Raw genomic sequence first — 24,743 nt, forward strand, 5'->3', positions numbered from 1 at the left:
CATTTTAGGTGTAAAGGGGGTTTACGTTTGAACCACTATTAATGCTATATTTTTAAGCAAGTGTTTATTTACTCGTCTAGTTTTTTACCCCTACCCTCTTAACTTAATCTCTGTATTAATAAGCGCAATTAATGCCCTATTTCATCTGAATTAGAGCTTATATCAGAGCGCTCATTCCCTATTGATAAAATGTGATAATTTTGTGATTAATTCGTGACACAGTTGCGAAACTTACCTTCCATAATGTTCCTAAATTAAATAACAAACTTTAGGTTTTAGCTTAGAACAGCATTACTTGATATCAACAGGTTTAGATTAATTAAAAAAATTATCAGTTTTTGATTTTTTTCATAAATAAGCATTATTTATTTTATAAACGTCTGGTTTTTTAAACTTAAAGCGAAATAAAACATGCTAATTGAAAATCACGATAAAAATTTAGTTAATTACTTCAAAATTTAAATTTAATAAATTAGTGGAAAATAAAAATGAAATTTAAAAAAGATCACAATGAAAAAAGTTACATATTAAAGGGAATATCTTTTTCAGCCATCGCTCTATCTATCAGCTTAGCGTCAGTTAACGTGTCGGCTGGGGCATGGGTTGGTGAAGAAGGAAGTGGTTATATTAAGTTAGGTTACGCTGATTATACGTCGAGCAAATATCGTGGAAACAACCCAACCTTTGAGCGTTTTGAAGGGCAAAATACATCACTTTACTTGGAGCATGGTTTAGGGAATAACTTCTCTATTTATGGCTCATTATTACATCAAAGCTATGAACAAGAAGATTCTGTAACGGGCACAAGTAGCGCCAGCGGTTTTGGTGATACCGAGGTTGGTATTCGATATCAATGGCAGGCAGAACCTTTTGTTCTATCTACTTCTTTTTTAGTTAAAACCCCTTTTTTATATGATGAGGATGATGGGTTAGGAAATAACCAAGAAGACTACGAAGCCAAAATATTGTTAGGCAAAGGGTTGGATAAGTTTGGTTATATTGGGGCTGAAGTTGGTTATCGGGTTCGTACCGCAGAGCCTTCTGACGAATACAGATACTTGCTTGAGTATGGTTTTAACGTTAATAAAAACATTTATATGCGTGCCAAACTTGACGGAATACTAAGTGCAGAAAATGCAGATTCGTCAACTTCAATCAATGCTGCAAATTTATCAAATCCTTTAGAGTTTGACTCAGGAAAATTTGAACTGGCTACAGGTTGGAATTTTGATAAAAACTCGTCATTAGCTGGCTTTGGTATTGAGCTTACTTTTACACGTGAAATTTACGGTAGCAATATCCTGCAAGGTAATAATATTCAATTTGGTATTACTAAGGTTTATTAAATTATGTCGTTAATTGGTTCGTTAGTACTTGTTGTTCATTTTTTATTATTAGCTATTTTATCTTTATTTGGTTTGCACCGTTTGTCTATGGTATTTCGATGGTTTAAATATCGAAATTTTACACCTCAATCACCTAAAATGTTTGAGAAATTACCAAAGATAACAGTTCAAATTCCACTTTATAATGAAAGGTTAGTTGCCAAAAGGATTGTTGATTCAATTGTATTATTGGAGTATCCGGCTGATCGTTTACAAATACAAATTGTTGATGATTCTAATGACGATACAAGTGAGGTTATTGCTGAACGTGTATCGCATTATAAGCTACAAGGCATAAATATTGAGCACGTACAGCGAACCAATCGTCATGGTTTTAAAGCTGGTGCATTAAAAGAGGCAATGACAACGGCCGATGGTGAATTTATTGCTATCTTTGATGCTGACTTTATACCTACTCCGGATACATTATTAAAAAGTATTCATTTTTTCACTCAAACTGATATTGCCATGGTGCAGTTGCGATGGGAGCATTTAAATCGTCGTAGTAGCTTATTAACAAAAACACAGGCTGTAATGCTCGATGCTCATTTTGGGTTAGAACAGCATGTGCGCTGTGCGAGTGATATGCTTTTTAACTTTAATGGGACTGCAGGTATCTGGCGTACTTCAGCCATTATTGATGCAGGCCATTGGAGTGCTGATACTTTAACTGAGGATTTAGATTTAAGTTATAGAGCTCAACTAGCTGGTTGGAAAATGCAGTATTTAAATCATATAACATGTCCAGGTGAGCTGCCTGCTGATATGAATGCGTTTAAAACTCAACAGTACCGTTGGGCTAAAGGTGGCGTACAAGTCATGCTTAAAATGCTAAAAACAGTATGGAAAGCAAAAATACCGCTTGTTAAAAAACTTGAATCAACGTTTCATTTATCAAATAACCTAGCTTATTTAGTCATGATGCTAGATACATTATTTTTCTTATTACCTAGCTTATATTTACGTGCGCAATATGATTACATAAACGTTTGGTGGATTGATATTGCCTTATTATTGATGTCTTCAGGCGGACACATTGCATACCTATATTTTGGTCAAGTGGTTTTAGGTCGCTCAAAGATACGTGCATTAGCAAAATTACCTAACTTAGTATTGTTAGGTATACAGTTGGCAATTAATAATTCTAAGGCTGGTTTTGAAGCTTTAATGGGCAAAGAAAGTGAATTTGTCCGCACACCTAAAACAGGTGAACTACAAAAAGCAGAACATACTTATAAAAGTGAAAATCAAGCTTCGCAGGGCTTTAAAAATAAGCCGCACTATAAACCTTTACCTCCTAAAGGTGCCATTTTTGAATTTTTAGTTGCAGCTATCTATGTCGTAGTTTTAGTGTGGGCTGTTATTTACCAATATTGGTTTATATTGCCATTTGTATCGTTGTTAGCTCTTGGGTTTGTTATGTCTGCAGTTAATAGCTTTTATAGTCATTATCAGCTATCTAGACACGCTTAAAATGAACCTGCAATTGTTTAAGCCAAGTTTCACAACTAAAAGTAAATCTTGGCTTTATTTTATAAGCTTAGCTAGTTTAATTGCCCTGAGTTTTTCGAGTTATTTTTTAGCAAATACGTCGCAAAGCAATACTGAATTTCCTGTTAGCAGTATTGGAGTTTATACCATTATTCAATATTGTTTAATGGCATTTTTTATGTTGGTAGCTTGGTCTTTATCTCCTAAATCACGTTATTTAAAAAATTATAAGCTGCTACTAATCACCGCTTTTCTAATGCGTATTGTATTGATTGACGTTGAGCCTTATACCTCTAATGACACAAGTCGTTACCTATTTGATGGGCGAATAGCATATGAAGGCTACGACCCTTATAGCATCAGCCATGACGCGATTGAATTAACACAATTGCGAGAACAGTGGCAACCACCTAAAGAGCATGCAGCTTATGTCACTATTTATCCTCCATTAGCGTTGGCTTTATTTACTTTTTCATCATCATTTGGAGTTGAAAAGGCACAGTTGGTATGGCGGTTTTTGCTATTACTTGCAGGGTTATTAACGGTGTACGTGTCGGCTTTAGTATTAAAAAAGGCCAACAAATTAAATAATTTAGCACTTGTTGCGTTGTCGCCACTGCTGATTTTAGAAACTGGTGTTGGGTTACACATAGATGCTTTTTCTGCATTGGCAGTTGTTGTCGCAATTTATTTTTGGCAGCGACAATTACTTTTATATTGCGGTATCGCTATTGGTATTGGTATGTCGCTGAAAATTTTACCCGTTATGTTATTACTGCCATTATTTTTTTTACAAAAATCATTAAAACCCGCTCTAATGTTGGTGCTCAGCTGGGTTACGACTGTCGCGCTAATTTATGGTACTACCATTGCGCTTGGGTACGTACCCGTAGGCAGTATTAGTGTGTTTTTTGAAAAATGGCGTAATGCGTCCCCTATTTTTACTGCACTTGATTCTCTATTAACTAATTCTCAGGTTGTTTTAGCGCTTTTTGTTATGGGAGTTATTGCGGTGTTGTTTATTGCTTATACAAGTTTTAGATACAGTAAAGCCCGCTACATGAGTACATCGGTTATTTATTTTTGTATGCAAGCAGCCTTGGCTTTACCTCTTATGTTAAGCCCTGTGCTTTTTCCTTGGTATTTACTCCCGTTAGTTCCCTTGCTTGCCTTGCGCCCAAATATTTATTTACTTACTTGGTTATTACTTATGCCCATGACATACGAAGTGCTCGGTAATTTCCTTTGCTGTCAACAATGGCAACCTGCGCTTTGGCCTGTTGTACTTTTAGGTGTTTTATACGCGTTAACGTTATTGAGGCTGATTTATCACGGCATCAAAAAGACTTCAAAGCTGAATCACATTGATAATTCATAAACATAAAACTTTATATTGGAATATACAAATTGAATATTATTAATAATTATTATCACTGGTTGCACGGACAATGGCCTGATCGCACTGTAGAAAAGCAACCATTAGTGAATGCCGATGGCACAACCAATATTAAAGGTGTGTATGTTGTTGGTGATTTAACGGGTATTCCTTTACTTAAATTCTCCAGCGATACGGGCGCTAAAGCTATTCGCTCCATTATTGCTGATACTACTTTTAGTACCCGTACGCAAACAGCTGATGTTGTAGATATTATTGTTATTGGTGGTGGTGTTAGTGGGTATTCTGCCGCTATTGAAGGTAAAAAACAGCAGCTTAATGTTACGTTGTTAGAAGGTAATAAACCATTTTCAACGATTGAAAATTTTCCTAATAATAAACCTATTTATACTTACCCCACTGACATGAAGCCTGAAGGCGAATTACAATTTTCAAATAAAGTAAGTCATAAAGAAAACCTGTTGAGCGAACTTAAAGAGCAAACTACTGCCCACAGTATTGAAGCTAAACTGGCGCAAGTTAGCCATGTAAATAAAGAGGGCAACAAACTACGTGTTACTTTAGAGAATGGTGATAGCTTAGTGGCTCACCGTGTGATTGTTGCTATTGGGCGCTCTGGAAATTATCGAAAATTAAATGTTGAAGGTGAAGATTTACCAAAGGTAGCAAATCGTTTTATTGACGCACAATACTATAAAGATAAAGAACTATTAATCGTTGGCGGAGGTGATAGCGCATTAGAGGCTGCGATTGCAACAGCAGAGGAAGGCGCTAAAGTTACTTTATCTTATCGACAAACTCAGTTTAACCGGGCAAAACCAGAGAATGTCGAACAAGTAACACAATTAGTAAAAGATGACAAAGTGACGCTTAAAATGGCGACTCAAGTCAGTAAAATTTCACCACGGTCTGTGCAGTTAAAAAATAAAGATGGTACAGATGAAATATTAGATAACGATAGCGTGTTGTTAGCGACTGGTCGTGAAGCCCCGCTAGATTTCTTCAGACGTTCAAAAATCAATATCAGTGGTGAAAGCACATGGTCTGGCTGGGCTTTCTTTGCCCTGTTTTTAGTCGCATTAACTGCATTATACGATTGGAAAGGCTATGGTTTTTTAAATTCATTTTGGAGTACTTTTTCTTATCCCGATCAAATGCCAACCTTAATTGCAGGCTTTGGCGAATGGTGGCAGTTGCAAGTGAATGATCGCAGTACCTTAATTGGCACAATAGCGGTTTCTTTAAAAAGTCGTTCGTTTTACTACACCGTTCTTTATACCCTATTAATTGGTATTTTTGGTTGGCAACGAATTAAACGACGCAAAACACCTTATGTAACAGTACAAACGTCAGTTTTGTTTGCGATTCAATTGTTTCCATTATTTTTATTGCCAGAAATAATTTTACCATTACTTGGCTATAACGGTGTATTTGATGCAGGAATAGGCAAAAGCTTTGCCGATGCGTTGTTTCCCAGTTATATCTCAGCGCAAGAACTTGCGACGCATACATGGCCTGAATGGGGACACCCACGCGCTTATTGGCATGCATATAGTTTTATCTTCGCTTGGCCGTTAGGTGTGTATACCGTATTTACCGACACTCCCCAAGTTGCTTGGTTAGTTATTGGGGCTATTCAAACATTCGTTATTATTCCAATTATTGTGATGAAGTGGGGCAAAGGCGCTTATTGTAGTTGGATTTGCTCTTGCGGTGCTATGGCTGAAACTATGGGAGATCAGCAACGCCATAAAATGCCACACGGTTCTAAGTGGAATAAGCTAAATATGCTTGGTCAGTTCATTTTATTAATAGCTGCAGTGTTATTAGTCATTCGTGTTTTAGGGTGGATATATCCTGAGTCATGGATGAACCATATGTTTAATCTGTTTTTAAAAGGCGAGAACAAGGACTACCAATTAGTAAACGCATTTAGTTATAAGTGGGTTGTTGATATTTTATTAGCCGGTATTTTAGGGTTTGGCCTTTATTTTAAATATTCAGGGCGTACATGGTGTCGGTTTGCTTGTCCATTAGCGGCATTAATGCATATATACAGTCGCTTTGGTCGCTTTGCTATTGTTAGTGAAAAATCGAAATGTATTAGTTGTAATCAATGTACAACTGTATGCCATCAAGGCATTGATGTTATGGCTTTTGCAAGTAAAGGCCAACCAATGACCGATCCACAATGCGTTCGTTGCTCCGCCTGTGTACAAACCTGCCCAACAGGCACATTGTCTTTTGCTGAAATAAACCGAAAAACTTCCGCCATTATCAAAAAAGATACACTCGCAGCTAGCCCTGTGCAAATGTCTGAAGAATCACGTGGCGGCGTTAACATTATTGAGATTAAAAATGTATAAAGGTCATAAAGTTGCTGTTGTTATTCCTGCTCTTAACGAAGAGCAAGCTATTTCCATTGTGGTCAGAAATTTGATTACTTTAATGTTTGATGAGCAGGCGGTTATTGATAACGTTATTGTTTGTGACAATGGTTCCACAGACAACACTGCAAAAGTAGCAACCGCTAATGGTGCTCAAGTTGTTCATCAAAGTACACCTGGTTATGGTATTGCCTGCTTAACCGCTATTGCTAAGCTTCCCTCATGCGATATTGTACTTTTTGTAGATGGTGATGATTCTTGCTTTGTAGATCAAGCCCTTTCATTACTAAATGGGATTGTTAATGGTGACGATCTTGCTATTGGATCAAGAACCTTAGGCACCATTGAAAATGGAGCTTTAACTAAACCACAACTCTTTGGTAACTGGCTATCTAGCCACTTAATAACACTATTTTGGCAGCAAAAAATAACTGATTTAGGGCCATTTAGGGCCATTCGCTTCTCGTCGCTGCACACTTTAAATATGGCTGATACCTCGTTTGGCTGGACTGTAGAAATGCAGGTTAAAGCGATCATTCTTGGTATGCAAGTGAGCGAATACGCTGTTGACTCTAAAGTGCGAATAGGACAATCAAAAATTAGCGGCACAGTAATGGGCTCAATTAAAGCTGGTATCGGTATTTTATCCATGATTGCAACGTTATTTATTCGCCAATCCAGTGTTAAAAATACAGCGCAGCTTAAAGGTAGTGAGTATGAATAAGCGTGGGCTAAGTAATAACCGAGCAACAAAGAGTAAGTCGTCTTTAGGACGACCTAAGGGCAGTACATGCTTGGCATTGATGTTGCGTTATTGCCTCTTTATGGGAAATAACAACACCACATAGGCTCAGCCCTACCTAAAAACCAAACATACGGCTGCAAACTCAGCCTAGAAAGATAAACAAGCCCTAGTTATAAATGCGAATTACAAAATTATTAGTGCTACGTGAGCTGTGATTAAAATGAATAAAATAAACCAAAGTAATAAAGCGTCAAAACAAACAATTAGATTAGTTATAAATCAAGCGACGTTAGTTGTTTTTTGTAAACGGCCTAAACTCAACCAAGGTAAGCAGCGGCTTGCTGAAGGCTCGAATGCGCAATGCGCACTTAAAATTGCACATGCATTATTAGCATGCGCAATAGAAGATGCTAATAATTGGCAAGGGCCTGTTGTTATTGCTTGTTCAAGCGAAAGCGATATTCAGTGGGCGCATTCTTTAGTAAGTAATGCCCACGTAATAACGCAATTACCGCTTGGGCAGTTAGGCAACTTAGGCGATAGATTAAACTATGTTGATAATCAGCTGCGAGCACAAGGGCATGAGCAACTAGTGTTCATAGGTACTGATGCTCCAATACTTAACCATCAATATTTTGAGGCAACGATTAGTGCATTACAAAGTAATGACGTAGCTTTGCATCACGCTGATGATGGTGGCGTCATCATTATGGCTAACAAAGTAGCTTGGCCAGTACTAACCCATTTACCTTGGAGCACGAATGAATTATCACAATCATTATCACAACAGTGTAGGCAGAATAAATTATCGGTGAAGTATTGCTTACCAGGTTACGATATTGATTATGTCAGCGATCTTAAAAAATTATTTATTGATCTACAGTCAGATACTCGCCCAGCACGTAAAGCTCTATTACATACAATTAATGATCTATTCTCGCTCGCTAAAGTGAGTTTTCATGAGTAATATTCTGAACTATGAGGTTATAAAAGTATGTTAAGTATTATTATCCCTACTTTAAATGAAGAAAAAACAGGGTATTTACAACGGATCCTCAAGGCGTATCAACATTTAAAAAACTGCGAAATAATTTGTGTGGATGGGGGAAGCACCGATAACACCATCGATATAATTAATGCTGCGGGCGTGTGCTTAATTAAAACCGATATAGCATCACGAGCAGGCCGGCTCAATGCGGGTATTGTGCAAGCAAATGCTGACACAATTGTGCTTCATCACCCTCGTAGCATAATTGATATTGCAGGGTTGAATGCGTTAAACAAACACGCAGATCAGATGTCGTGGGGGGCTTTTACCCATAAATTTAATATACGCCATCCATTACTTCAGTTTACCTCTTGGTATTCTAATTATATTCGCGGTGATAAACGGGGAGTGTATTATTTAGACCATTGTTTATTTGCAAAAAAACAACTTCTACTCGACGTAGGTATGTTGCCGCTAATAGATATTTTTGAAGATACAGAGCTATGTTTACGGCTTAAACTCAAATGTAAAGCAAAGCGTCTACCGTTTATTAGCGAAACCTCTGCGATACGCTTTCAAGTTAACGGACTCTATCGACAGGCTTTAACTAATCAGTACATGAAGTGGTTATATTATTTTAACCGTTCAGATACTGCGATGAATCAGCGCTATGAAAAAGGTATTCAGCTTAATACTCAATACGACGAAAGACAAAAATAAGGTATTTACCTTAACTTGACTTAATTAACTCAATCACTGTATTCATCCGTTTTGCCAGTGGCCTATTTCGATGGTGACATGCATAAATAGTCTCATTAACGGGATTGGCTAAATAGTGCGTTTTAATAAGCTCAGGCTTATTAAAAGCACCTACCGCATTGGCAGGTAATACCGTAAAACCTAAGCCTAAACTTACAGGCTCTAGTATTAAGCTAATTTGGTTGGAAAACCCCGTCTGCTTTATTTGCTCAATATGTTCAAATTCATCGTAGTTTTCGCTAAGTAGTAGTTGCGCATGATGGTTTGCATCAGGATGAGCAATAAAACCCAGCTCACACAGTGTTTGCCAATTCGGTGTATTTATACCCGCAGGTGTAATAAGTAATAGCGCTTCTTTATCAATTTTATAACTGATCACTTCGCTAAGTGTAGGGGCTTGGGTTAAAAAGCCAATATCGGCACTGTAATTTGCCACAGCTTGCTCCACACTCACATTTGGCGCAAAGCGGTAATCAATAGTTAGTGCTTTATGCTCACATTGCAGTGCTAATAATTGATTGTAAAACTTTAAACCACAACTGCCCGGCGATTGAATTTTTACTGCTCCGCTAAAAGGTGAATCATCTTTTAATTGCTGCTCTAAAAACTGCCAGTCTTTGATAAGTTGGCTACCCTGCTGATATAAGTTTTGACCCTGTGGCGTGAGTGAAAACTGCTTACCGTGGCGCTCAAGTAAAGCACAATCAACTTGTTGCTCTAGCTTTTTAATATGCTGGCTTACACCAGACTGCGTCATATAAAGGCGCTCAGCTGTTTTGGTAAAATGATTTACCTCAACCAAGGTGCAAAATGTGTTTAACCATGTCGGATTTATCATTACAAAACGTACTCAAAGTTATGATTAATGATAATTTTACTTAATGTTTGTCGATTCGTAAACTAACTCCATCAACGAGTCACAAGATAAGTCACACGTTAAAGAGGAAGCATTATGAGTCATACATACCCACGTAGTTTTTCGCACATTGGTATTTCGGTTCCCGACGTTGAAAAAGCCGTTGAGTTTTACACTAAGGTTATGGGTTGGTACACCATTATGGAACCCACTTTAATAACCGAAGACAAAAGCCCCATTGGCGAAATGTGTACCGAAGTATTTGGTGAAAAATGGGAAAAATTCAAAATAGCGCACCTTTCAACGGGCGATCGTATTGGTGTAGAAATTTTTGAATTTAAAAACCAAGAAAACCCAAAAGACAACTTTGAATACTGGAAAACAGGCATCTTCCATTTCTGTGTTCAAGACCCTGATGTAGAAGGCTTAGCAGAGCGTATTGTAGCAGCTGGCGGTAAAAAGCGTATGCAAGCCCCGCGCTATTACTACCCTGGCGAAAAGCCATACCGCATGATCTACATGGAAGACCCGTTTGGCAACATCCTTGAGATTTACAGCCACAGCTACGAGCTAATTTACAGCGCAGGCGCTTATTAAAAGCATTGAGCTAAAAACAAAGGCCGCAGTATTTATTAGTGCAGCCTTTTTGTTTCAGCTATAGCGCTTTTATTTTTACTAATCGTGAGGGTATACGGTGCCGTTTTTATTTATGATTGCGCTCCACTGCTCTATTATTTCATTTGCACTGGCAAGTTCACTTTCGCTAAGTTGCGGATACTGTCGCTGCTCAAACCACGCATAGCGATTATAAATATCATTATTATCGGTGATTTCCATAATTAATCGGTTTAGCGCGTAAGACTTTGCAAAACTTTTTTCACCAAGCTGCTGTGAATAATACACATTAGATAAAGAGATTAATGCCTTTTCACTACCATGTTGAGCAGCGTATTCTAAAAATACTATTTTTTGTTTATTAAAATTATCTCTTTTTTTAATGAACTCAGCGCGTTTTAGTGTCGAAAAACCTTGCGACTTCATAAAAAACTCAGCCGTTAGATTAACAAATGACTCTTGTGCGGCGACAAACCCATTTTTCGCTGCATCTTCTAAATACGCATAAAATTGGTGACGCTCAATACTATTAATGCCCTTACAATAATCAAACTTTTCTATTTTTCTATCAGCGGCTTCGCCGACATCACTGTACTGAGAGATCTGTTCTAACTCAGCCTGTAGAGCGTTGTCATCAATTGGTGCCGACAAACAATACCTTAAGTTTGTAGCGATGATATATTTTGCTTCGTTATCACCATCGTTTGCTGCCGCTTGTAAACGTTTAAAGTGCTCCCTAAACTCCCCTTGCAGTTTCCATTGCGGTCTGGTCATAATAACTCGCTGATACTTACCTTCGCTTGATGAAAGGGCACTGTTAGTCACCTTTTTGTTTGTCAGTAAGTCAGTATTGACTGCTTTTTCAGGAGTTTTTTGAGGTAATACAGTTAAATAATTAGAGGTTTGCTCTGCTGAAGTCGGTGGAGCCGACGCTTTATTGTAAAAATAACCAACAGTACATAACAGTAGAGAGACTATTAAAAATATAGATAGATAAACCCACCCTAGCTTATGCATGTTATTGTTTTTCAAATCACTTACCTTATAAAAAGAACATAAGAATGGTAATTAAGACGGGTCTCTTGATTATAGATTATTCATTACGGGAGATGAACCGCCCATTGCACTTCCTGCCAATAAAAAGCGCATGATGGTTGGTATGGGCGCTGGAGGTTAGAGACCTCCGGCTACCCGATTAGGTGTTACCACGCTCAGCTGTCAGGATGAGCTTCCATCCAACTTCTCGAAGTCAAATTTAGCCTTGGATACTACAAATAAGTCACACTGAACAACAGCCGCATCATTTAAATTAAAAAGAACATAATTACGCCCTTTAGTTAAAGAGCTTTTATAAATAATCCCGTCATACCCTTTCGATTTAATAAACTCTGATATTATTTGCGTCGGCACATATTCTGACTTGAAATCAGATCCCGTTACAGGCCAAGAAAAAGCAATATCCATCGCAGCCCACACAGCGTCAATTCTCTGATTAATAGAAGGTTCGCCGAAGAAGAAATATGGGTACTGTTCAGCATCAGCCGTCTCCGAAAAATCAATCAACTTCACATCCTTTGTCAAATGCAATTGGGCAATTGTTAAGGTTAATCCAGGCCAAGGTCTCACTTCGTGTATCGCAGTTTCCGCATCTGCTGCTACATATAAACAAGGAATCCCTTTTGAGTTCGCCCTCCCCTCAGAGGCGTTATTGGTCAATGGCTTCATTCGTTCGAATGGGAAAGGAATACGCTTATCAACATGGAACTCTTGCTCTACATTATCAGAAGCCTTCTCCTCACCACATCCAGTTTGTGCGCGCCACACCACAGAACCAACTTTTAAGGTTTTAACCCTGTCACTACAAGTGTCATTAATTGAATTTAGAAATTCACTCGACTCATTATCTAAAATGTAGCGCAGCTTAGAGCACGCTTTTTCAGAAAAGTCAGAATAGCTTAACCAAGATTTGAAGCTCATTCATACTCCTTAGTTTGTAGTAACACATAACATTTTAGTATTTATGCGACACGGAGTTTGTGTTGCAGTGTCGCTTATCGGACTGAGGCGCCACCTGCTCGGTGTTGTTTATGCTATGAACTTTACATTTAAAGAAAGGCTTTTTGTGACATCAACTACATTAAGCCTATTTAATCGGCGCGCCTGTCGTATCTGAGCTGTCCCTGCATTGTTCAGTGTTTATTATGTTGTTATTACACCTAAATTTTGTTTGATAAGCAACTAGGTTATTTAAACACACAGCCGCTAATAGCCTGAACAATTAAGCAGGTTAGCTCATTGAATGTTTGGTTATCGCTTAAGATCATAGTGCTGGGTAGCTCAACATGATCGTACTTTGTTTATTAAGTAACGATTACTCTAAAACATCTACTACGAGTCACCTTTGCCTGCGCTGCGTGTTTCACCACGATAAACTTAGGTTATTACTAAATTACTCTATTGCGCACCGCTAATATGAAACACGGTTAATTTGCTTTTAAAAGGTTTGCCTTGAGTGATTTTTACACTAGCGGGCATGTTTACATCACGTTAGTATGGAACTTTATTAAGTTACAAAACGATAATTACATGACTTTAAAAACAAACGCATTAATTTATTTTTTAGCCTTTTGCAGTGGTTTTTGCATTATGGGGATTGAGCTTTTAGGAGGGCGAATACTTGCGCCTTTTTTTGGGAGCAGTGTACATATTTGGGGCAGCATAATAACGGTGTTTATGCTCAGCTTATCATTTGGTTATTTACTTGGCGGTAAGCTAAGTACTAAAAATGCATCGCTTACTAAATATGGTTTAATATTTTTAGTCGCCAGCATTATGGTGGTGCCTATTACGTTATTTTCGCAGCCAATAATGGAGTTTATATTCACGCATATTGAAGATAGCCGTTATGGTTCGCTGTTAGCTTCAACTGCATTATTTTTTATTCCAACCGTTATTTTAGGTATGATTTCGCCCTACTCAGTACGTTTATTGGTAACCGATAGCGATAAAAGTGGTCAAGTAGCGGGGCGTTTATACTTTGTAAGTACGCTTGGCAGTGCGCTGGGTACTATTATCACCTCTTTTTACTTTGTGCTCGCGTTTGACGTAAATACAATTATTGGCGCTTTTGCTTTAACGCTTGGGTCACTTGGTTTAGTGGCTATTGTTGTTAATAGCTTGGTGAATAACAAGGAGCTTGCTCATGCTTAAATATTTACTACTGCCGTTAATCGTGTTTTCGGGGGTTGCGTTTAGTAAGGTTATTCATGAAGAGCGCTCGCTTTATCGCAATATTATTGTTGAAGACACTAGCGACTTACGTTGTCTTAAATTTAATACTAAAAGTAGCCAAACAAGCCAAAGCTGCATGTACAAAAATGACCCTGACAAACTTGTTTTTAACTACACTAAACTTACTTTTGCCAGCCTTTTAGTAGCCGATAACCCTAAAAATGTACTTATTATAGGATTAGGTGGCGGTACGCTTTCTAATGTTATTCATGAACTATACCCCACAGCAAAAATTCATAATGTTGAAATAGATCCCGCTGTAACTAAAGTTGCACGCGATTACTTTAACTTTATAGAAAACGACTTAGTGACATCAAGCGTGCAAGATGGCCGTATTTTTATAAAACGCGCCGCTATTAAAAAGCAAATGTATGATTGGATAATTTTAGATGCCTTTAACGGCGACTATATTCCGGAGCATTTACTCACTAAAGAGTTTTTTGAAGAGGTACAAAGCGTATTGGCCGAAGGTGGTGTTATAGCTGCAAATACATTTTCAAGTAGTAAGCTTTATGAGCATGAGTCGGCAACTTACCACGCTGTATTTGGCGACTTTATAAATGTAAGCCGTGAAAATCGTAGTAACCGTATTATTTTAGCGGGACTTAAAGCGCCGTCAACTAACGAGCAAATAAAGGCACAGGTTAAAATACTTGAGCCTCGCTTGGCAAAATACGGCATTGATATAAAAGCAATTAGCGAATTTATGCATTTTACAAAAGACGGTCAAGATTGGCCTGCTGATACGAAAGTGCTTACCGACCAATATTCTCCCGCTAATTTACTTAATTTTTAAGGTGCTTTTATAAAGCGCTAAGTAATAGATAAGTTACTTGAGCGCGAAGTAAATTCGCACCTACAAGTTCGGCGTTTATTTAGGTAGGTGAGGTTTTATACCTCGCTTATATTTTTATTTGCAGGCAAGCGCGAAGTGAATTCGCACCTACAAATTCGGCTTTTATTTTGAGACACCTCGCTTTATGCCTTACTGCACATCTTTAATCCATTTTTAACTAATATATTTACGTTGTTTATTAAGTAGTGATATTATAGTTAGCCTGCTAACTAATTAAGTGCGCTATGGTTAAAAACATTCCATTTTATGAAACTCTTGATTTAACACTTTGCGGCAATATGGGCCGTGTGCATCGCTTATGCCGTGAAGCGGTAACTATTGCTGTTGAGCCTTTAGGGTTAACACAGTCGCGCTGGACTGCCTTAATGCATATAAATATGCTCAAAGAGGGCGTTACCCAGTTAGCGCTTTCACAGAGCTTAGGCATAGAGATGCCGTCGCTTACGCGCACGCTCAAACAGTTAGAAGAGCAATCGCTGATTGTGCGCCGCGTAGATGAGCACGATAAACGCAGTAAAAAGCTTTATTTTACCGAGCAAGGTCGCAGCATTTTACACACCTTAAATGAGCGAATAACAGATATTAAAGCGCAGTTATATAATGGTTTTAGTCATGCACAATTAGATGCAATGGCATACGGCTTGGTAAAAATGGAAGAAAATGCACTCAATTGCATTAAATCTCAAACAAAGGCTAAAAATGACACCTGATCAAAAATTTGCCCGCTATGTAAGACTCTCCCTCATTGGGTTTGTTTTAGTGTTTATTTACTATTTAATGGCTGATATTTTTTTACCTGTAACGCCTCAAGCGCGCGTGTATCATCCTGTTGTGCAAATATCGCCACAAATAAGTGGCCGAGTAACTAGTGTATTAGTAAGTAATAACAAACCTGTGAAAGCAGGCGATATTTTGTTTCATATTGACCAAGGACCTTACAACTTAGCGTACGAACAAGCTAAGCTGGCACTTGACGATGCTAAATTACAAAATAAACGACTCGATACAAATGTAAAAGCGCTTGAGGCGCAAATAAGTGCTGCAAAAGCTAAACAACATGAGCAAAAATTATTAAAAAGCCGAGGCGAAAAGCTCTACAAACAAAACTCCATATCAGAGCAAGAGCTTGAAAGCATTCGTGCTAATTATCAAGCAAGCAAAGCAAATGTAGCAGCGTATGAGGCGCAATTATCGGAAGCTATTTTAGCCCGTGGCGAGTCAGGTGATAAAAACTTAGCAATGCGCCATGCTGCAAACCAGTTAGCGCAAGCTGAGTTGAATTTATCGTATACGCAAGTGCGTGCATTGAGTGATGGCATAGTTGCTAACTTACAATTGCTTGATGGTGCATATGCCGTTGCAGGTAAACCGTTATTAGCGATTGTGGCTAAAAAAGCCGACTTAGTTGCCGATTTTAGAGAAAAATCACTGCTGCACATGAAGCGCGGTAGCCTAGCAAAAGTCGTTTTTGATAGTCGCCCTGGAGAGGTTTATGACGCGACACTTGAGACGTTTGAGGCCGGTGTAAGCAATGGTCAGTTAAGTGCCAATGGTTTGCTCAGTACTACAGAGATCAGTAACCGCTGGGTGCGCGATGCGCAGCGACAACGTATTCATCTAAAATTAGTTAACAACCAAAATTTAATTGAAAATATGCCAAGTGGTGCACGTGCTACAGTGCAATTATTGCCAGAGTCAACTATTGGGCAGTGGTTTGGCGCAGCGCAAATTAGGTTTATTAGTTGGTTACACTACATTTATTAATGGAGGAGGTATGACTCAAGTTGTTAGCCAAGGACCACAATTAGATTCTAATGGCCTTCGCCAAGCACTGCGTATCGCTGGCGGATGTACTATCGGTTTTGCCATTAGTAAATTGATGAATTGGCCAAACGGTATATTTTTTACTGTTTATCCTATGTTGTTACTCGGTATGGTGCCTACATTAAGCCGAGGTGTTATCAATCAATTTATAGCGTCGGCGGCTTTTAGTGCATTTATAGTACTTGTAATACAGGGGCTATTTTCTCATTTGCCTGTCGTTATGACGCTACTTGTATTTGGCATATTTTGTTTTTTATTTCATAAAATGAGTAGCGGTAGCGCCTTTTTATTTGGTGCTTTAGGCGTGGTTAGCCTTTCAATTCAACTGCATTTTTCGAGCTATGTTGATCAAGGCAGTAGTATTTATCCGCTGATTTTAAGTAACGGTTTGGCTATCCTATTAACTGTGATTATTGCCGCGATAATGCATGGGGTATTTCCTGATGTAACCGCAAGGCCTGGTCGAGTAATGCCAGCTAAACCTAAAGAAAGCATTCGCCATGAGGTACTACTTTGCGCCAGTGTGGCAACGCTTTCGTTTGTGGTTTTTCAGGTGCTTGATTTACAAGATTCAATTTCAGCACAAGCAGCCTCAGTACTTATTTTATTTTCATTGTGTTGGAAAGCAGCAGGTATGGCAGGCTGGCAACGTGCAATTGGTACATTGATTGGTTGCAATGCAGCGCTGTTATCACAGTTGTTTTTGTACAACCATAGCGATTTTTTACTTTTTCCGGTTGCTATATTGTGGATTTTATCCTTTGTGTTTGCACGGTTTCACATTTTAGGCGGCGGTATTCCTGGTATCGGGTTTGGTGTATTAACCACATTTGGTATTTTATTTGGGCAGTCGTTGGGCCCAGGACAAGACTTAATTTACAGTGCGTTGTATCGATTTAGTTCGGTATCGGTGGCGATTATTTTAAGCTTGTGCGCTGTATATGTTATGCATCATTTACTTAATCGCTTTAGTGCAACGCGCCATCATACCTTTGATTAAATAAATTTTAATTATTAAGCCATTTTAAAAACTGCGTTTTTACACGCCAGCAAGCTGTGCGTCTACCAGTTAACAAGGTTGCACATTTTGTAGACGTAGAGCTTGCTCACGTGAGAAGTAAGGCTTCTAATTATTAAGTTATTTTAAAACTGCGTTTTTACACGCCAGCAAGCTGTGCGTCTACCAGTTAACAAGGTTGCACGTTTTGTAGACGTAGAGCTTGCTCACGTGAGAAGCAAGGCTTCTGATTATTAAGTTATTTTAAGAACTGCGTTTTTACACGCCAGCAAGCTGTGCGTCTACCAGTTAACAAGGTTACACCGTTTTGTAGACGTAGAGCTTGCTCACGTGAGAAGCAAGGCTTCTAATTATTAAGTTATTTTAAAACTGCGTTTTTATACGCCAGCAAGCTGTGCGTCTACCAGTTAACAAGGTTGCACGTTTTGTAGACGTAGAGCTTGCTCACGTGAGAAGCAAGGCTTCTGATTATTAAGTTATTTTAAGAACACACGCCAGCAAGCTGTGCGTCTACCAGTTAACAAGGTTGCACGTTTTGTAGACGTAGAGCTTGCTCACGTGAGAAGCAAGGCTTCTAATTATTAAGCCATTTTAAAAACTGCGTTTTTACACGCCAGCAAGCTGTGCGTCTACCAGTTAACAAGGTTGCACATTTTGTAGACGTAGAGCTTGCTCACGTGAGAAGCAAGGCTTCTAATCATTAAGTTATTTTAAAAACTGCGTTTTTATACGCAAGCAAGCTGCGCGCCTAGCAGTTAAATTTTCACACTGCCACGCAATGCTTTGTTTTGGCCGTGCTTGGTTTTTTTATCCATGCGTTTGCGCTGAGAATTTCTACTTGGCTTGGTGGCTCTTCGAGCCTTGTTCACCACGGTTGCACTTAAAATAAGATCTTTTAAACGCTTAAGTGCATCATCTCTGTTCAATTCTTGGGTCCGGTGGCTTTGGGCTTTAATTATTAAAACGCCATCTTTAGTGATTCTAGAATCTTTTAAAGCGAGTAAGCGTTCTTTGTAAAAGTCAGGTAATTTAGAGCGGTTAATGTCAAAACGTAAGTGTATAGCACTTGCTACTTTGTTAACATTTTGACCACCGGCACCTTGAGAGCGAATAGCTGTAAGCTCTAGTTCCCACTCATCAATTGTGACTGTATTTGAAATTGTTAACATTGTGTTCAGCTCTCGTTGTCAAAAATGCATTATATCATTTGTACATTGACTTAGGGTGAATCAACTAAAATCGTAGTACTTTAGGTCAACTCCCATGAATTGTACTGTAAAATTCGCCAATACATTATTATGTATTGGCATATGCAATTATTTAGTTTCTAATTGCACTGCCCTATCTATTTAGGGCTTCATATAATAATAGCTCCACGATAATAGGAAATGCCTGCATGAAAAAAATACTCGTATCACTTAGTTTGTTAGCAATGAGCTTCTCTGGTGTTGCAAAAGATATCACTGAAGGTGATTTACAAAGCTACATGAAAGCACTACCAGCGGTAACAAGTTGGGCGAGCGCTCAAGATTCTCTAAAAGGGCTGGACCTAGGAAGCATGTTAGGTGCGTCGGCTGACCAAAAAACATCAGAGCAAGGCTCGCTAGCTAACAGCGCGCTTAGCATGATTAAAGAGCAAGACTTATACAAAAGTTTTGAAGGCGTAACGAGTCGTTACGGTTTTACTCCAGAGCAGTTAATTACTGTCGGTTCTGAAGTGTCTATGGCTTACATCGAAAACCTTAAATCTGGCTTATCTACTGAAAATAAAGAAACAGCAGATAAACTAATGGGTGGTTTTCAAAGTATGAAAAGTGTTAAAGACAAAGGCGCTAGCTCGCTAATGGGCTCATTAGGTAACGCATCAAGTGCCGCTAAATCAAGTGAGCCAGTCGTTAGCGAAAGTAACCTTGAGCTTGTGAGCGAGTACATGCCACAACTTAAAAAGCTTTTTGCACTTCTATAAGTTTTTGTTTTATAAAAAGGTGGCTTTTGCCACCTTTTTTAATGCCTAAAATAATCTATAAACAGATGCATAAAGTTTATTTACTTCTACAATTTAATTATCTGTATTTTTAGGTGTAATGTATGAAGCAATGGCATGTGGTTATTGGTTTATTCTTTATTTTTACTGCGTATTTTTCGGTATCCACGTACGCAAAATCAACCCAAGCTTTTAGTGCTGGAGTTATTGCTCAGGAGCAAATATTTCCAATAAAAGTATTGCAGCTTGGTAATTATGCGCGTTGTGCTGTTGTTTCTGCACAAAAAGAAGATGCATTTTATTCTGCTTGTTATATAAAAAAACAGTCTCAATCCAATTGGATTGCAGAATCGGCGGGTGCACGCTGCGAAATAATGTGTATAACGCATCTTGACAAAAATGGCCTCTCACAAACGACATACTTTACAGCTCAATAATACTAATTTTAATTAATACATGAGTATTTTAAGCGCCAAATAACTCATTAATTTAAGGCTATTTGTATAAGTCGCTCCAGGATTTTTTTATTGGTGTAGAGCCTTCGTTTATTTGCCGACTAGTTAAAGCGCTACATGCGCTCTGTGGTTGCTCAATATGTGGGCCTGAGAGTAATAAAAAATATTTTTTACCATTAATATTTCTGTTGATAGTGAACAGTGGGAAATCAGCTTTTATCAATTGAGGTTTTATTGTTTTTTTAGAGGTATACGCGGCATATTGACAATAATAGAGCTCTTTCGTATCACTTTTTTGCTCTCCCCATGCGTGCATTAGTTGCCAATCTGTAGATGTATAACGTCTAGCGTCGACCATAAAGCTGCCATGTAATGCAGGCGTTGAGTAGACATCGTTAATTGTTGTTTGCGCGTCTTGGGCGTTTGCATAAGGGCCTGTTACTAAATAGTAACTGTTGCGGCTTTGATGTTTATATAATTTTAAAGGATGCGCTTTTGAGTCAATTTCCTTTGCTACTATTACTGCCGATTCAAATTTTTTAAATACACCAAGCTGAACAAAAAAAGACTTTTCTGATAACTTATCAACTAACTCTATTGAGTCTATTGCATTGTTTTTAGGTTGTAGAACGATATCTTTTAGAATAATAGTATCACCTGTTTTTGAGGTAACAACGCGCTCTGGTAAGTTTTTAGTAACGAGGCTTTTTATATTTAATGTATTTGCTTCAACTTCAATTTTGTAGTTTCCTTGACTCACATTAGAAAAATAATAATACCCGTCGTACTCGGTAGTTGTTGTGTATTCTTTGTCGCCATTAATTTGCTTTAAAAAAACGGTTACGCCTGAAACAGGCTTACTTTTATCGTTATTTTCAAAATAAACAGTCCCTTCTACTTCATTAAAAATAACCATTGGTACATCAACTTTAGTCTGACCTCCTCGGTGAGCGTAGGTTTTTATTTTTCCAAGTACAGGTTGCAAATATGGATTAGGTAAAGTGCGTAAATCGACCTCTAAAATTTGCCCGCCGTGACTACTTGGCAGTAGCGCTTTACCTGTATTGTTGGTGAATTTATTTCGCCATAAATAATTACCGGTAAAGCGAACGTCTTCTAATGCTTCATCACCTTGATCAAATACTCGATTTTCGTTCCAGTCAATAAAAGCAGATGCTTCAAGCTGTCCGCCGCTAAGAGCTCGTGGGGTGTCAAATATCATATCTAACTCAAGATGATCAAAGCTAAATGTGCCGTTTAAACCTAATGACACGCGCCAGTCACCACGACTATCGTATTGGCCTGAGACTTGAACATTAAAAATATCATAGCGATAAGTATACTGATGGCTTAGTTGCGCGGTCGCTGATGAATCAGGGTTATACGATAACTGGGTTTGGTTAAAGGTCTGTTGTGTTTGCGGCCAACGTAAATTACTACGCAGGCTAACAAGCTTTCCCCCATTTATAGGCAGCCAATCGAGTGTATTTGTCCACTTCCAAGAAGCGATATCAATAGATGAATAAAGTTGATTGGTTAATTCATCTTCTTGCTCATCATAAAACAGGCGTCCAGCCCATGTACCACCAATGTGATTTTTATTGATACCTAATGAAAATGTATTGTTGTTTGATTTATTTTCACGATTTTCGTTAAGCCATTTCATATTCCAGTTTAAAGAGTCAAACGAATCAGAACGACCATTTAAACTAATTGATAATTTATTTTTAAGCACATTATTTTGTGGTAAAAACAATGCGCTCGAGAAATCATCTAAGGCGGTATATTCTAAATTGACGTTTACGTCGTTATAAAAATCATTAGAGAACAAGCCCCTAAAGCCTGCATAATAAGCGCTGCCAGCATTGAGTTGTTTGCTAGATAAAAATCGATAGCTGCCATGCTCCGTAAGTATATTTAATCCTGATGATATATAGCGAGAGCGCTCATCAGATGCTAGTTGGGTGATTTGTGCATCATAGGTTAAATTTTCACTGATCCCATATGAAACACTGGCTTTAAACGTGTCACTAAATGTATTTTGAGTATTTTGGTTGTTATCAAATACGCTTTTATCTGTTTCAATTAACTCAACTTGATAGCTTATTTTCCCTGGTGATAGGGCATCCTGCCCTATCGTGTATTTTTGAGTGCGTGTAATTTGTTCACCTTGGGGGCCAAAAAGCTTTATTTCAAAAATATTATTGCCATAAAATGTTTCTATATCGATAAACTTAACTAAATTATCGTCATTTGCTTGTGTGGTCGCTAAAAATTGCCCATTGCGATATAGCTCAGCTTGCCAACCGGGTAAAGCGGGTTCTTCAATGGTTATTGACGAAAAATTTTGTGCTGAGCGTGGATCGGCATTCGAGATATAAATACCTCTGCCTTGGCTTGAAGCTGTCGTCAGCTGATCTGATTGAGATTGAATATCACCTAATTGATAATGAATGCGAGCTAATGAATGATCTTCATCGGTTAAGCTAAAGTCTTTGCTAATTTTAAAAAACGTATTATCGCTGTTTTCATTTTTATTAAACCGAACCTCTGCTCGATGGTGAAATAAATCAAAATAGCTGTTGAGCCTAATTAAACCCTTATAACGTGCTTGCTCAGATGTGGCACTTGATGAAACCGTGTACTCAGAAATTGGGTATGTTAGTAAACGGTATTGATCTTCAATAAAGTGATCATATTGCGGGGCTATAACCTGCTTATGTGTGACAGTTATGCTTTTTTTATCATTTGTGGTGCTTAATAAATCGCTCATAAAGGTGACTTGCATGAGCGAGTAATCAAATATTGAGTCGGTTTCTAAAAGCGTATTAATAACGGATAAGTCTATGTAGTAGTCGTAATCATCTTTAGCCCAAAAAGATGCTGTTGGTGTTACCGGTTGTTTTGTTAGCAAAGTTGAACTTAGCGTTAGCTCAGTTGCGTCAACTGTTGCAGTTAAGCTATTTTCGGTAACGCTAAAGTTAATGCCCATCGTTGATTTAAGAACACTTATTGGTAGCAACAGCTTATTTGATGGCGTGTAGTAAGCTTCTAAGTCGGATACAACCGATCGGCCATTTACTTTTACATTTACGATCACGAACGCCTCTTCATCAATAGCCCATTGATGAAGAGGCGTTAGCTCATTAGCGACTAATGTTTGAGGCGCAATAACAATGAGCAACAAACTAATTAAAGCGCCATAACGCAATGCGTTTAGCTTAAACACGTGTTATTGAATATTAACGGGTATTGCTAACTCAATATTGCCACCATATTGGGGATTTTCTTTGTATTTAAGTGTAAGCGGACCGACAACAGGCTGTTGCAACGAAATATAGACTTTACGACGCGATAAAGGCGTATAAACGGCTACGTTTGTTACTTCCCCAACAGACAAGTTATTACTATCTAGCAGTTCAAAATTGCCATATAACGAACGATTTCCCGTTAGCGTTTGCCAAAACGTAACGGTTGGTCGACCATTTTGGCTAATTAGTTGCGGGTTGATTAGTTGTGAATCAGCTTCTAACTGCCCATGGCGCACAATTACCGGAACGCTGTAAGATATTTTAGGGCGTATGGTTATTCCTTCTGCATTAGGGGCTGGTGCTTCTGACGCAACTATTTTAAGTACCGCTCTGTATTCTCCTGCGGGTAATTCTGCTTTTTTTCGTACCGTCATTCTTATCGCTTGCATGCCTTTGGGCGCTATAGAACCTCGGCGTGGAGAAAAGCGTAACATGCCAGCAGCAGAACGACCCTCTACTTGCTTAGGTGTTGCATCTATTAGTGACCCTTCTTCGGTCATGTCTTTGTGCGTGATACTAAGCTTAAAGTCGAGGTTTTTATCAGATGTATTTCTGATCATTAATGAATTATTTTTAGTTCGTCCATCAAAATATAAACGATATTCAGATAGAGAAAGATTAGCACTGCAAATTTGAGGTAATAGAAGAGTCAGGCAAAGCGTTGCCCAGCGAAAAAATTTAAAACTCATGAGACAACTCAACAACATGATAAAGCAAAAAATGAGGAGCATTAAGCTCCACACAATTTATATTATTAGTAGCCTAGGGCTATAATAATATAAGAAATAATATTACTGAAAAGATACATCGACAGTGTAGTCTACTTCATAAGCATCGCCAGCTGTAAGATCGGCAGCTACTGTCATATCACCATAAACACCGATTACGATATCAGTTGCGCTTGCATCAGTTGTAAATGCAGAAGCAACAGTATTAGCCGTTGTTACAGTTGAAGTACCATCAGTGGCAGTCGTTACTGGAGCGAAAGTAAGGTTGGCACTTGTACTGCCTGATACAGTGATGTTCATTGCTGAATTTGGAGCCAAACCTGAAACAGTTACGCCACCTAATTGAATGTTTGCGTCTGAAGCATCACAATCGCCCGTTACTGCGCCAGCATTATCCATTGTACAAGTAGAACCTGTAGCTAAGCGAATTTTACCAAAATGTACTTTGTTATTTTCTAAAAAAGTTGGTTCGCTCCAACCATTTACACTTGCTTGTAATGTTTCGCTAGATGCAAGTAAAGAAGTCGAAGTCATAGCAAGTAAAGCGGTTGCTGCAAAAATTTTTTTATTCATAATTTTTCCGTATTTAAATAATTATTATTGTATTACGTCCTTGTTTAATCTCATTTTCTAAGAACTCGTAATCCGTTGGCG

The 24,743-nt window shown here is 38.3% G+C and carries 22 protein-coding genes; 15 read left to right on the forward strand and 7 right to left on the reverse strand.

Annotation, left to right across the window (positions count from 1 at the left end):
* Positions 1–488 precede the first annotated feature (488 nt).
* From D172_RS20280 to D172_RS20310, 7 genes are all read left to right on the forward strand, one after another.
* The gene (locus D172_RS20280; RefSeq protein ID WP_007378776.1) at positions 489–1,346 is read left to right on the forward strand and encodes a hypothetical protein; all 858 of its coding nucleotides are present in this window, start codon (positions 489–491) and stop codon (positions 1,344–1,346) included.
* Positions 1,347–1,349: 3 nt separating this feature from the next.
* Positions 1,350–2,858 carry a glycosyltransferase gene (locus D172_RS20285; protein WP_007378777.1) on the forward strand — a complete coding sequence of 503 codons (1,509 nt, stop codon included), beginning with the start codon at positions 1,350–1,352 and terminating at the stop codon, positions 2,856–2,858.
* 13 nt (positions 2,859–2,871) lie between these two features.
* Entirely contained in the window at positions 2,872–4,254 is a 1,383-nt protein-coding gene (locus D172_RS20290; RefSeq protein WP_232224839.1) for a glycosyltransferase 87 family protein, read from the forward strand.
* A gap of 29 nt (positions 4,255–4,283) precedes the next feature.
* Positions 4,284–6,638 (forward strand): NAD(P)-binding domain-containing protein, encoded by a 2,355-nt coding sequence (locus tag D172_RS20295; protein WP_007378779.1) that lies wholly within the window; start codon positions 4,284–4,286, stop codon positions 6,636–6,638.
* On the forward strand, positions 6,631–7,383 hold the full coding sequence (locus D172_RS20300; RefSeq protein ID WP_007378780.1) for a glycosyltransferase family 2 protein: 753 nt from the start codon (positions 6,631–6,633) through the stop codon (positions 7,381–7,383). Before D172_RS20295 ends, D172_RS20300 begins: the two co-directional genes overlap by 8 nt.
* A gap of 241 nt (positions 7,384–7,624) precedes the next feature.
* Positions 7,625–8,371, forward strand: coding sequence for a TIGR04282 family arsenosugar biosynthesis glycosyltransferase (locus D172_RS20305; protein WP_007378781.1), 747 nt, complete (start codon positions 7,625–7,627; stop codon positions 8,369–8,371).
* Positions 8,372–8,398: 27 nt separating this feature from the next.
* A complete protein-coding gene (locus tag D172_RS20310; protein ID WP_007378782.1) occupies positions 8,399–9,112 on the forward strand; it encodes a glycosyltransferase in 714 nt (237 codons plus the stop codon).
* Positions 9,113–9,122: 10 nt separating this feature from the next.
* On the opposite strand, the gene D172_RS20315 is transcribed toward D172_RS20310, so the two are convergent.
* Positions 9,123–9,989 (reverse strand): LysR family transcriptional regulator, encoded by an 867-nt coding sequence (locus D172_RS20315; protein WP_007378783.1) that lies wholly within the window; start codon positions 9,987–9,989, stop codon positions 9,123–9,125.
* 114 nt (positions 9,990–10,103) lie between these two features.
* Here D172_RS20315 and D172_RS20320 point away from each other — a divergent pair, with 114 nt between their 5' ends.
* Positions 10,104–10,604 carry a lactoylglutathione lyase family protein gene (locus D172_RS20320; RefSeq protein WP_007378784.1) on the forward strand — a complete coding sequence of 167 codons (501 nt, stop codon included), beginning with the start codon at positions 10,104–10,106 and terminating at the stop codon, positions 10,602–10,604.
* A 78-nt stretch (positions 10,605–10,682) separates the two neighbouring features.
* On the opposite strand, the gene D172_RS20325 is transcribed toward D172_RS20320, so the two are convergent.
* Positions 10,683–11,654 carry a hypothetical protein gene (locus tag D172_RS20325; protein WP_007378785.1) on the reverse strand — a complete coding sequence of 324 codons (972 nt, stop codon included), beginning with the start codon at positions 11,652–11,654 and terminating at the stop codon, positions 10,683–10,685.
* A gap of 186 nt (positions 11,655–11,840) precedes the next feature.
* On the reverse strand, positions 11,841–12,599 hold the full coding sequence (locus tag D172_RS20330) for an RES family NAD+ phosphorylase (RefSeq protein ID WP_007378786.1): 759 nt from the start codon (positions 12,597–12,599) through the stop codon (positions 11,841–11,843).
* A 609-nt stretch (positions 12,600–13,208) separates the two neighbouring features.
* Between D172_RS20330 and D172_RS20335 the strand changes: the two genes are divergently transcribed.
* The 5 genes from D172_RS20335 (at position 13,209) to D172_RS20355 (ending at position 17,593) form a co-directional block, all read left to right on the forward strand.
* Positions 13,209–13,832, forward strand: coding sequence for a fused MFS/spermidine synthase (locus D172_RS20335; RefSeq protein WP_033015969.1), 624 nt, complete (start codon positions 13,209–13,211; stop codon positions 13,830–13,832).
* The gene (locus D172_RS20340) at positions 13,825–14,709 is read left to right on the forward strand and encodes a spermidine synthase (protein ID WP_007378788.1); all 885 of its coding nucleotides are present in this window, start codon (positions 13,825–13,827) and stop codon (positions 14,707–14,709) included. Before D172_RS20335 ends, D172_RS20340 begins: the two co-directional genes overlap by 8 nt.
* 284 nt (positions 14,710–14,993) lie before the next feature.
* Positions 14,994–15,479, forward strand: coding sequence for a MarR family transcriptional regulator (locus tag D172_RS20345; RefSeq protein ID WP_007378789.1), 486 nt, complete (start codon positions 14,994–14,996; stop codon positions 15,477–15,479).
* Complete coding sequence (locus D172_RS20350; RefSeq protein ID WP_007378790.1) at positions 15,469–16,533, forward strand: HlyD family secretion protein; 1,065 nt, start codon at positions 15,469–15,471, stop codon at positions 16,531–16,533. Before D172_RS20345 ends, D172_RS20350 begins: the two co-directional genes overlap by 11 nt.
* A gap of 10 nt (positions 16,534–16,543) precedes the next feature.
* Complete coding sequence (locus tag D172_RS20355) at positions 16,544–17,593, forward strand: DUF2955 domain-containing protein (RefSeq protein WP_007378791.1); 1,050 nt, start codon at positions 16,544–16,546, stop codon at positions 17,591–17,593.
* 773 nt (positions 17,594–18,366) lie between these two features.
* On the opposite strand, the gene arfB is transcribed toward D172_RS20355, so the two are convergent.
* Positions 18,367–18,780, reverse strand: coding sequence for an alternative ribosome rescue aminoacyl-tRNA hydrolase ArfB (arfB, locus tag D172_RS20360; protein WP_007376712.1), 414 nt, complete (start codon positions 18,778–18,780; stop codon positions 18,367–18,369).
* Between the two features lie 227 nt (positions 18,781–19,007).
* Here arfB and D172_RS20365 point away from each other — a divergent pair, with 227 nt between their 5' ends.
* Together D172_RS20365 and D172_RS20370 are read left to right on the forward strand one after the other, a co-directional pair.
* Positions 19,008–19,577 (forward strand): hypothetical protein, encoded by a 570-nt coding sequence (locus tag D172_RS20365; RefSeq protein WP_007376711.1) that lies wholly within the window; start codon positions 19,008–19,010, stop codon positions 19,575–19,577.
* Between the two features lie 122 nt (positions 19,578–19,699).
* Positions 19,700–20,032: a hypothetical protein gene (locus D172_RS20370; RefSeq protein ID WP_007376710.1), complete on the forward strand. Its 333-nt coding sequence runs from the start codon at positions 19,700–19,702 to the stop codon at positions 20,030–20,032.
* 58 nt (positions 20,033–20,090) lie between these two features.
* Here D172_RS20370 and D172_RS20375 read toward each other — a convergent pair whose 3' ends face one another.
* The 3 genes from D172_RS20375 to D172_RS20385 form a co-directional block, all read right to left on the reverse strand.
* On the reverse strand, positions 20,091–23,279 hold the full coding sequence (locus D172_RS20375; RefSeq protein WP_050554128.1) for an SdrD B-like domain-containing protein: 3,189 nt from the start codon (positions 23,277–23,279) through the stop codon (positions 20,091–20,093).
* A gap of 3 nt (positions 23,280–23,282) precedes the next feature.
* Entirely contained in the window at positions 23,283–24,050 is a 768-nt protein-coding gene (locus D172_RS20380; RefSeq protein ID WP_008139447.1) for a hypothetical protein, read from the reverse strand.
* Positions 24,051–24,152: 102 nt separating this feature from the next.
* A complete protein-coding gene (locus D172_RS20385) occupies positions 24,153–24,662 on the reverse strand; it encodes a hypothetical protein (protein WP_007376707.1) in 510 nt (169 codons plus the stop codon).
* Between the last annotated feature and the right edge of the window lie 81 nt (positions 24,663–24,743).

It is taken from the genome of Pseudoalteromonas sp. Bsw20308 (genome assembly GCF_000310105.2).
GTDB lineage: Bacteria > Pseudomonadota > Gammaproteobacteria > Enterobacterales > Alteromonadaceae > Pseudoalteromonas > Pseudoalteromonas fuliginea.

Bases quoted from the DNA above. Each gene is read 5' to 3' on its own strand.
- D172_RS20365 (WP_007376711.1), top strand. From the start codon at position 19,008: ATGAAAAAAATACTCGTATCACTTAGTTTGTTAGCAATGAGCTTCTCT.
- D172_RS20385 (WP_007376707.1), bottom strand. From the start codon at position 24,662: ATGAATAAAAAAATTTTTGCAGCAACCGCTTTACTTGCTATGACTTCG.
- D172_RS20315 (WP_007378783.1), bottom strand. From the start codon at position 9,989: ATGATAAATCCGACATGGTTAAACACATTTTGCACCTTGGTTGAGGTA.
- D172_RS20280 (WP_007378776.1), top strand. From the start codon at position 489: ATGAAATTTAAAAAAGATCACAATGAAAAAAGTTACATATTAAAGGGA.
- D172_RS20350 (WP_007378790.1), top strand. From the start codon at position 15,469: ATGACACCTGATCAAAAATTTGCCCGCTATGTAAGACTCTCCCTCATT.
- D172_RS20285 (WP_007378777.1), top strand. From the start codon at position 1,350: ATGTCGTTAATTGGTTCGTTAGTACTTGTTGTTCATTTTTTATTATTA.
- D172_RS20370 (WP_007376710.1), top strand. From the start codon at position 19,700: ATGAAGCAATGGCATGTGGTTATTGGTTTATTCTTTATTTTTACTGCG.
- D172_RS20305 (WP_007378781.1), top strand. From the start codon at position 7,625: ATGAATAAAATAAACCAAAGTAATAAAGCGTCAAAACAAACAATTAGA.
- arfB (WP_007376712.1), bottom strand. From the start codon at position 18,780: ATGTTAACAATTTCAAATACAGTCACAATTGATGAGTGGGAACTAGAG.
- D172_RS20380 (WP_008139447.1), bottom strand. From the start codon at position 24,050: ATGAGTTTTAAATTTTTTCGCTGGGCAACGCTTTGCCTGACTCTTCTA.
- D172_RS20355 (WP_007378791.1), top strand. From the start codon at position 16,544: ATGACTCAAGTTGTTAGCCAAGGACCACAATTAGATTCTAATGGCCTT.
- D172_RS20330 (WP_007378786.1), bottom strand. From the start codon at position 12,599: ATGAGCTTCAAATCTTGGTTAAGCTATTCTGACTTTTCTGAAAAAGCG.
- D172_RS20335 (WP_033015969.1), top strand. From the start codon at position 13,209: ATGACTTTAAAAACAAACGCATTAATTTATTTTTTAGCCTTTTGCAGT.
- D172_RS20300 (WP_007378780.1), top strand. From the start codon at position 6,631: ATGTATAAAGGTCATAAAGTTGCTGTTGTTATTCCTGCTCTTAACGAA.
- D172_RS20340 (WP_007378788.1), top strand. From the start codon at position 13,825: ATGCTTAAATATTTACTACTGCCGTTAATCGTGTTTTCGGGGGTTGCG.
- D172_RS20345 (WP_007378789.1), top strand. From the start codon at position 14,994: ATGGTTAAAAACATTCCATTTTATGAAACTCTTGATTTAACACTTTGC.
- D172_RS20320 (WP_007378784.1), top strand. From the start codon at position 10,104: ATGAGTCATACATACCCACGTAGTTTTTCGCACATTGGTATTTCGGTT.
- D172_RS20310 (WP_007378782.1), top strand. From the start codon at position 8,399: ATGTTAAGTATTATTATCCCTACTTTAAATGAAGAAAAAACAGGGTAT.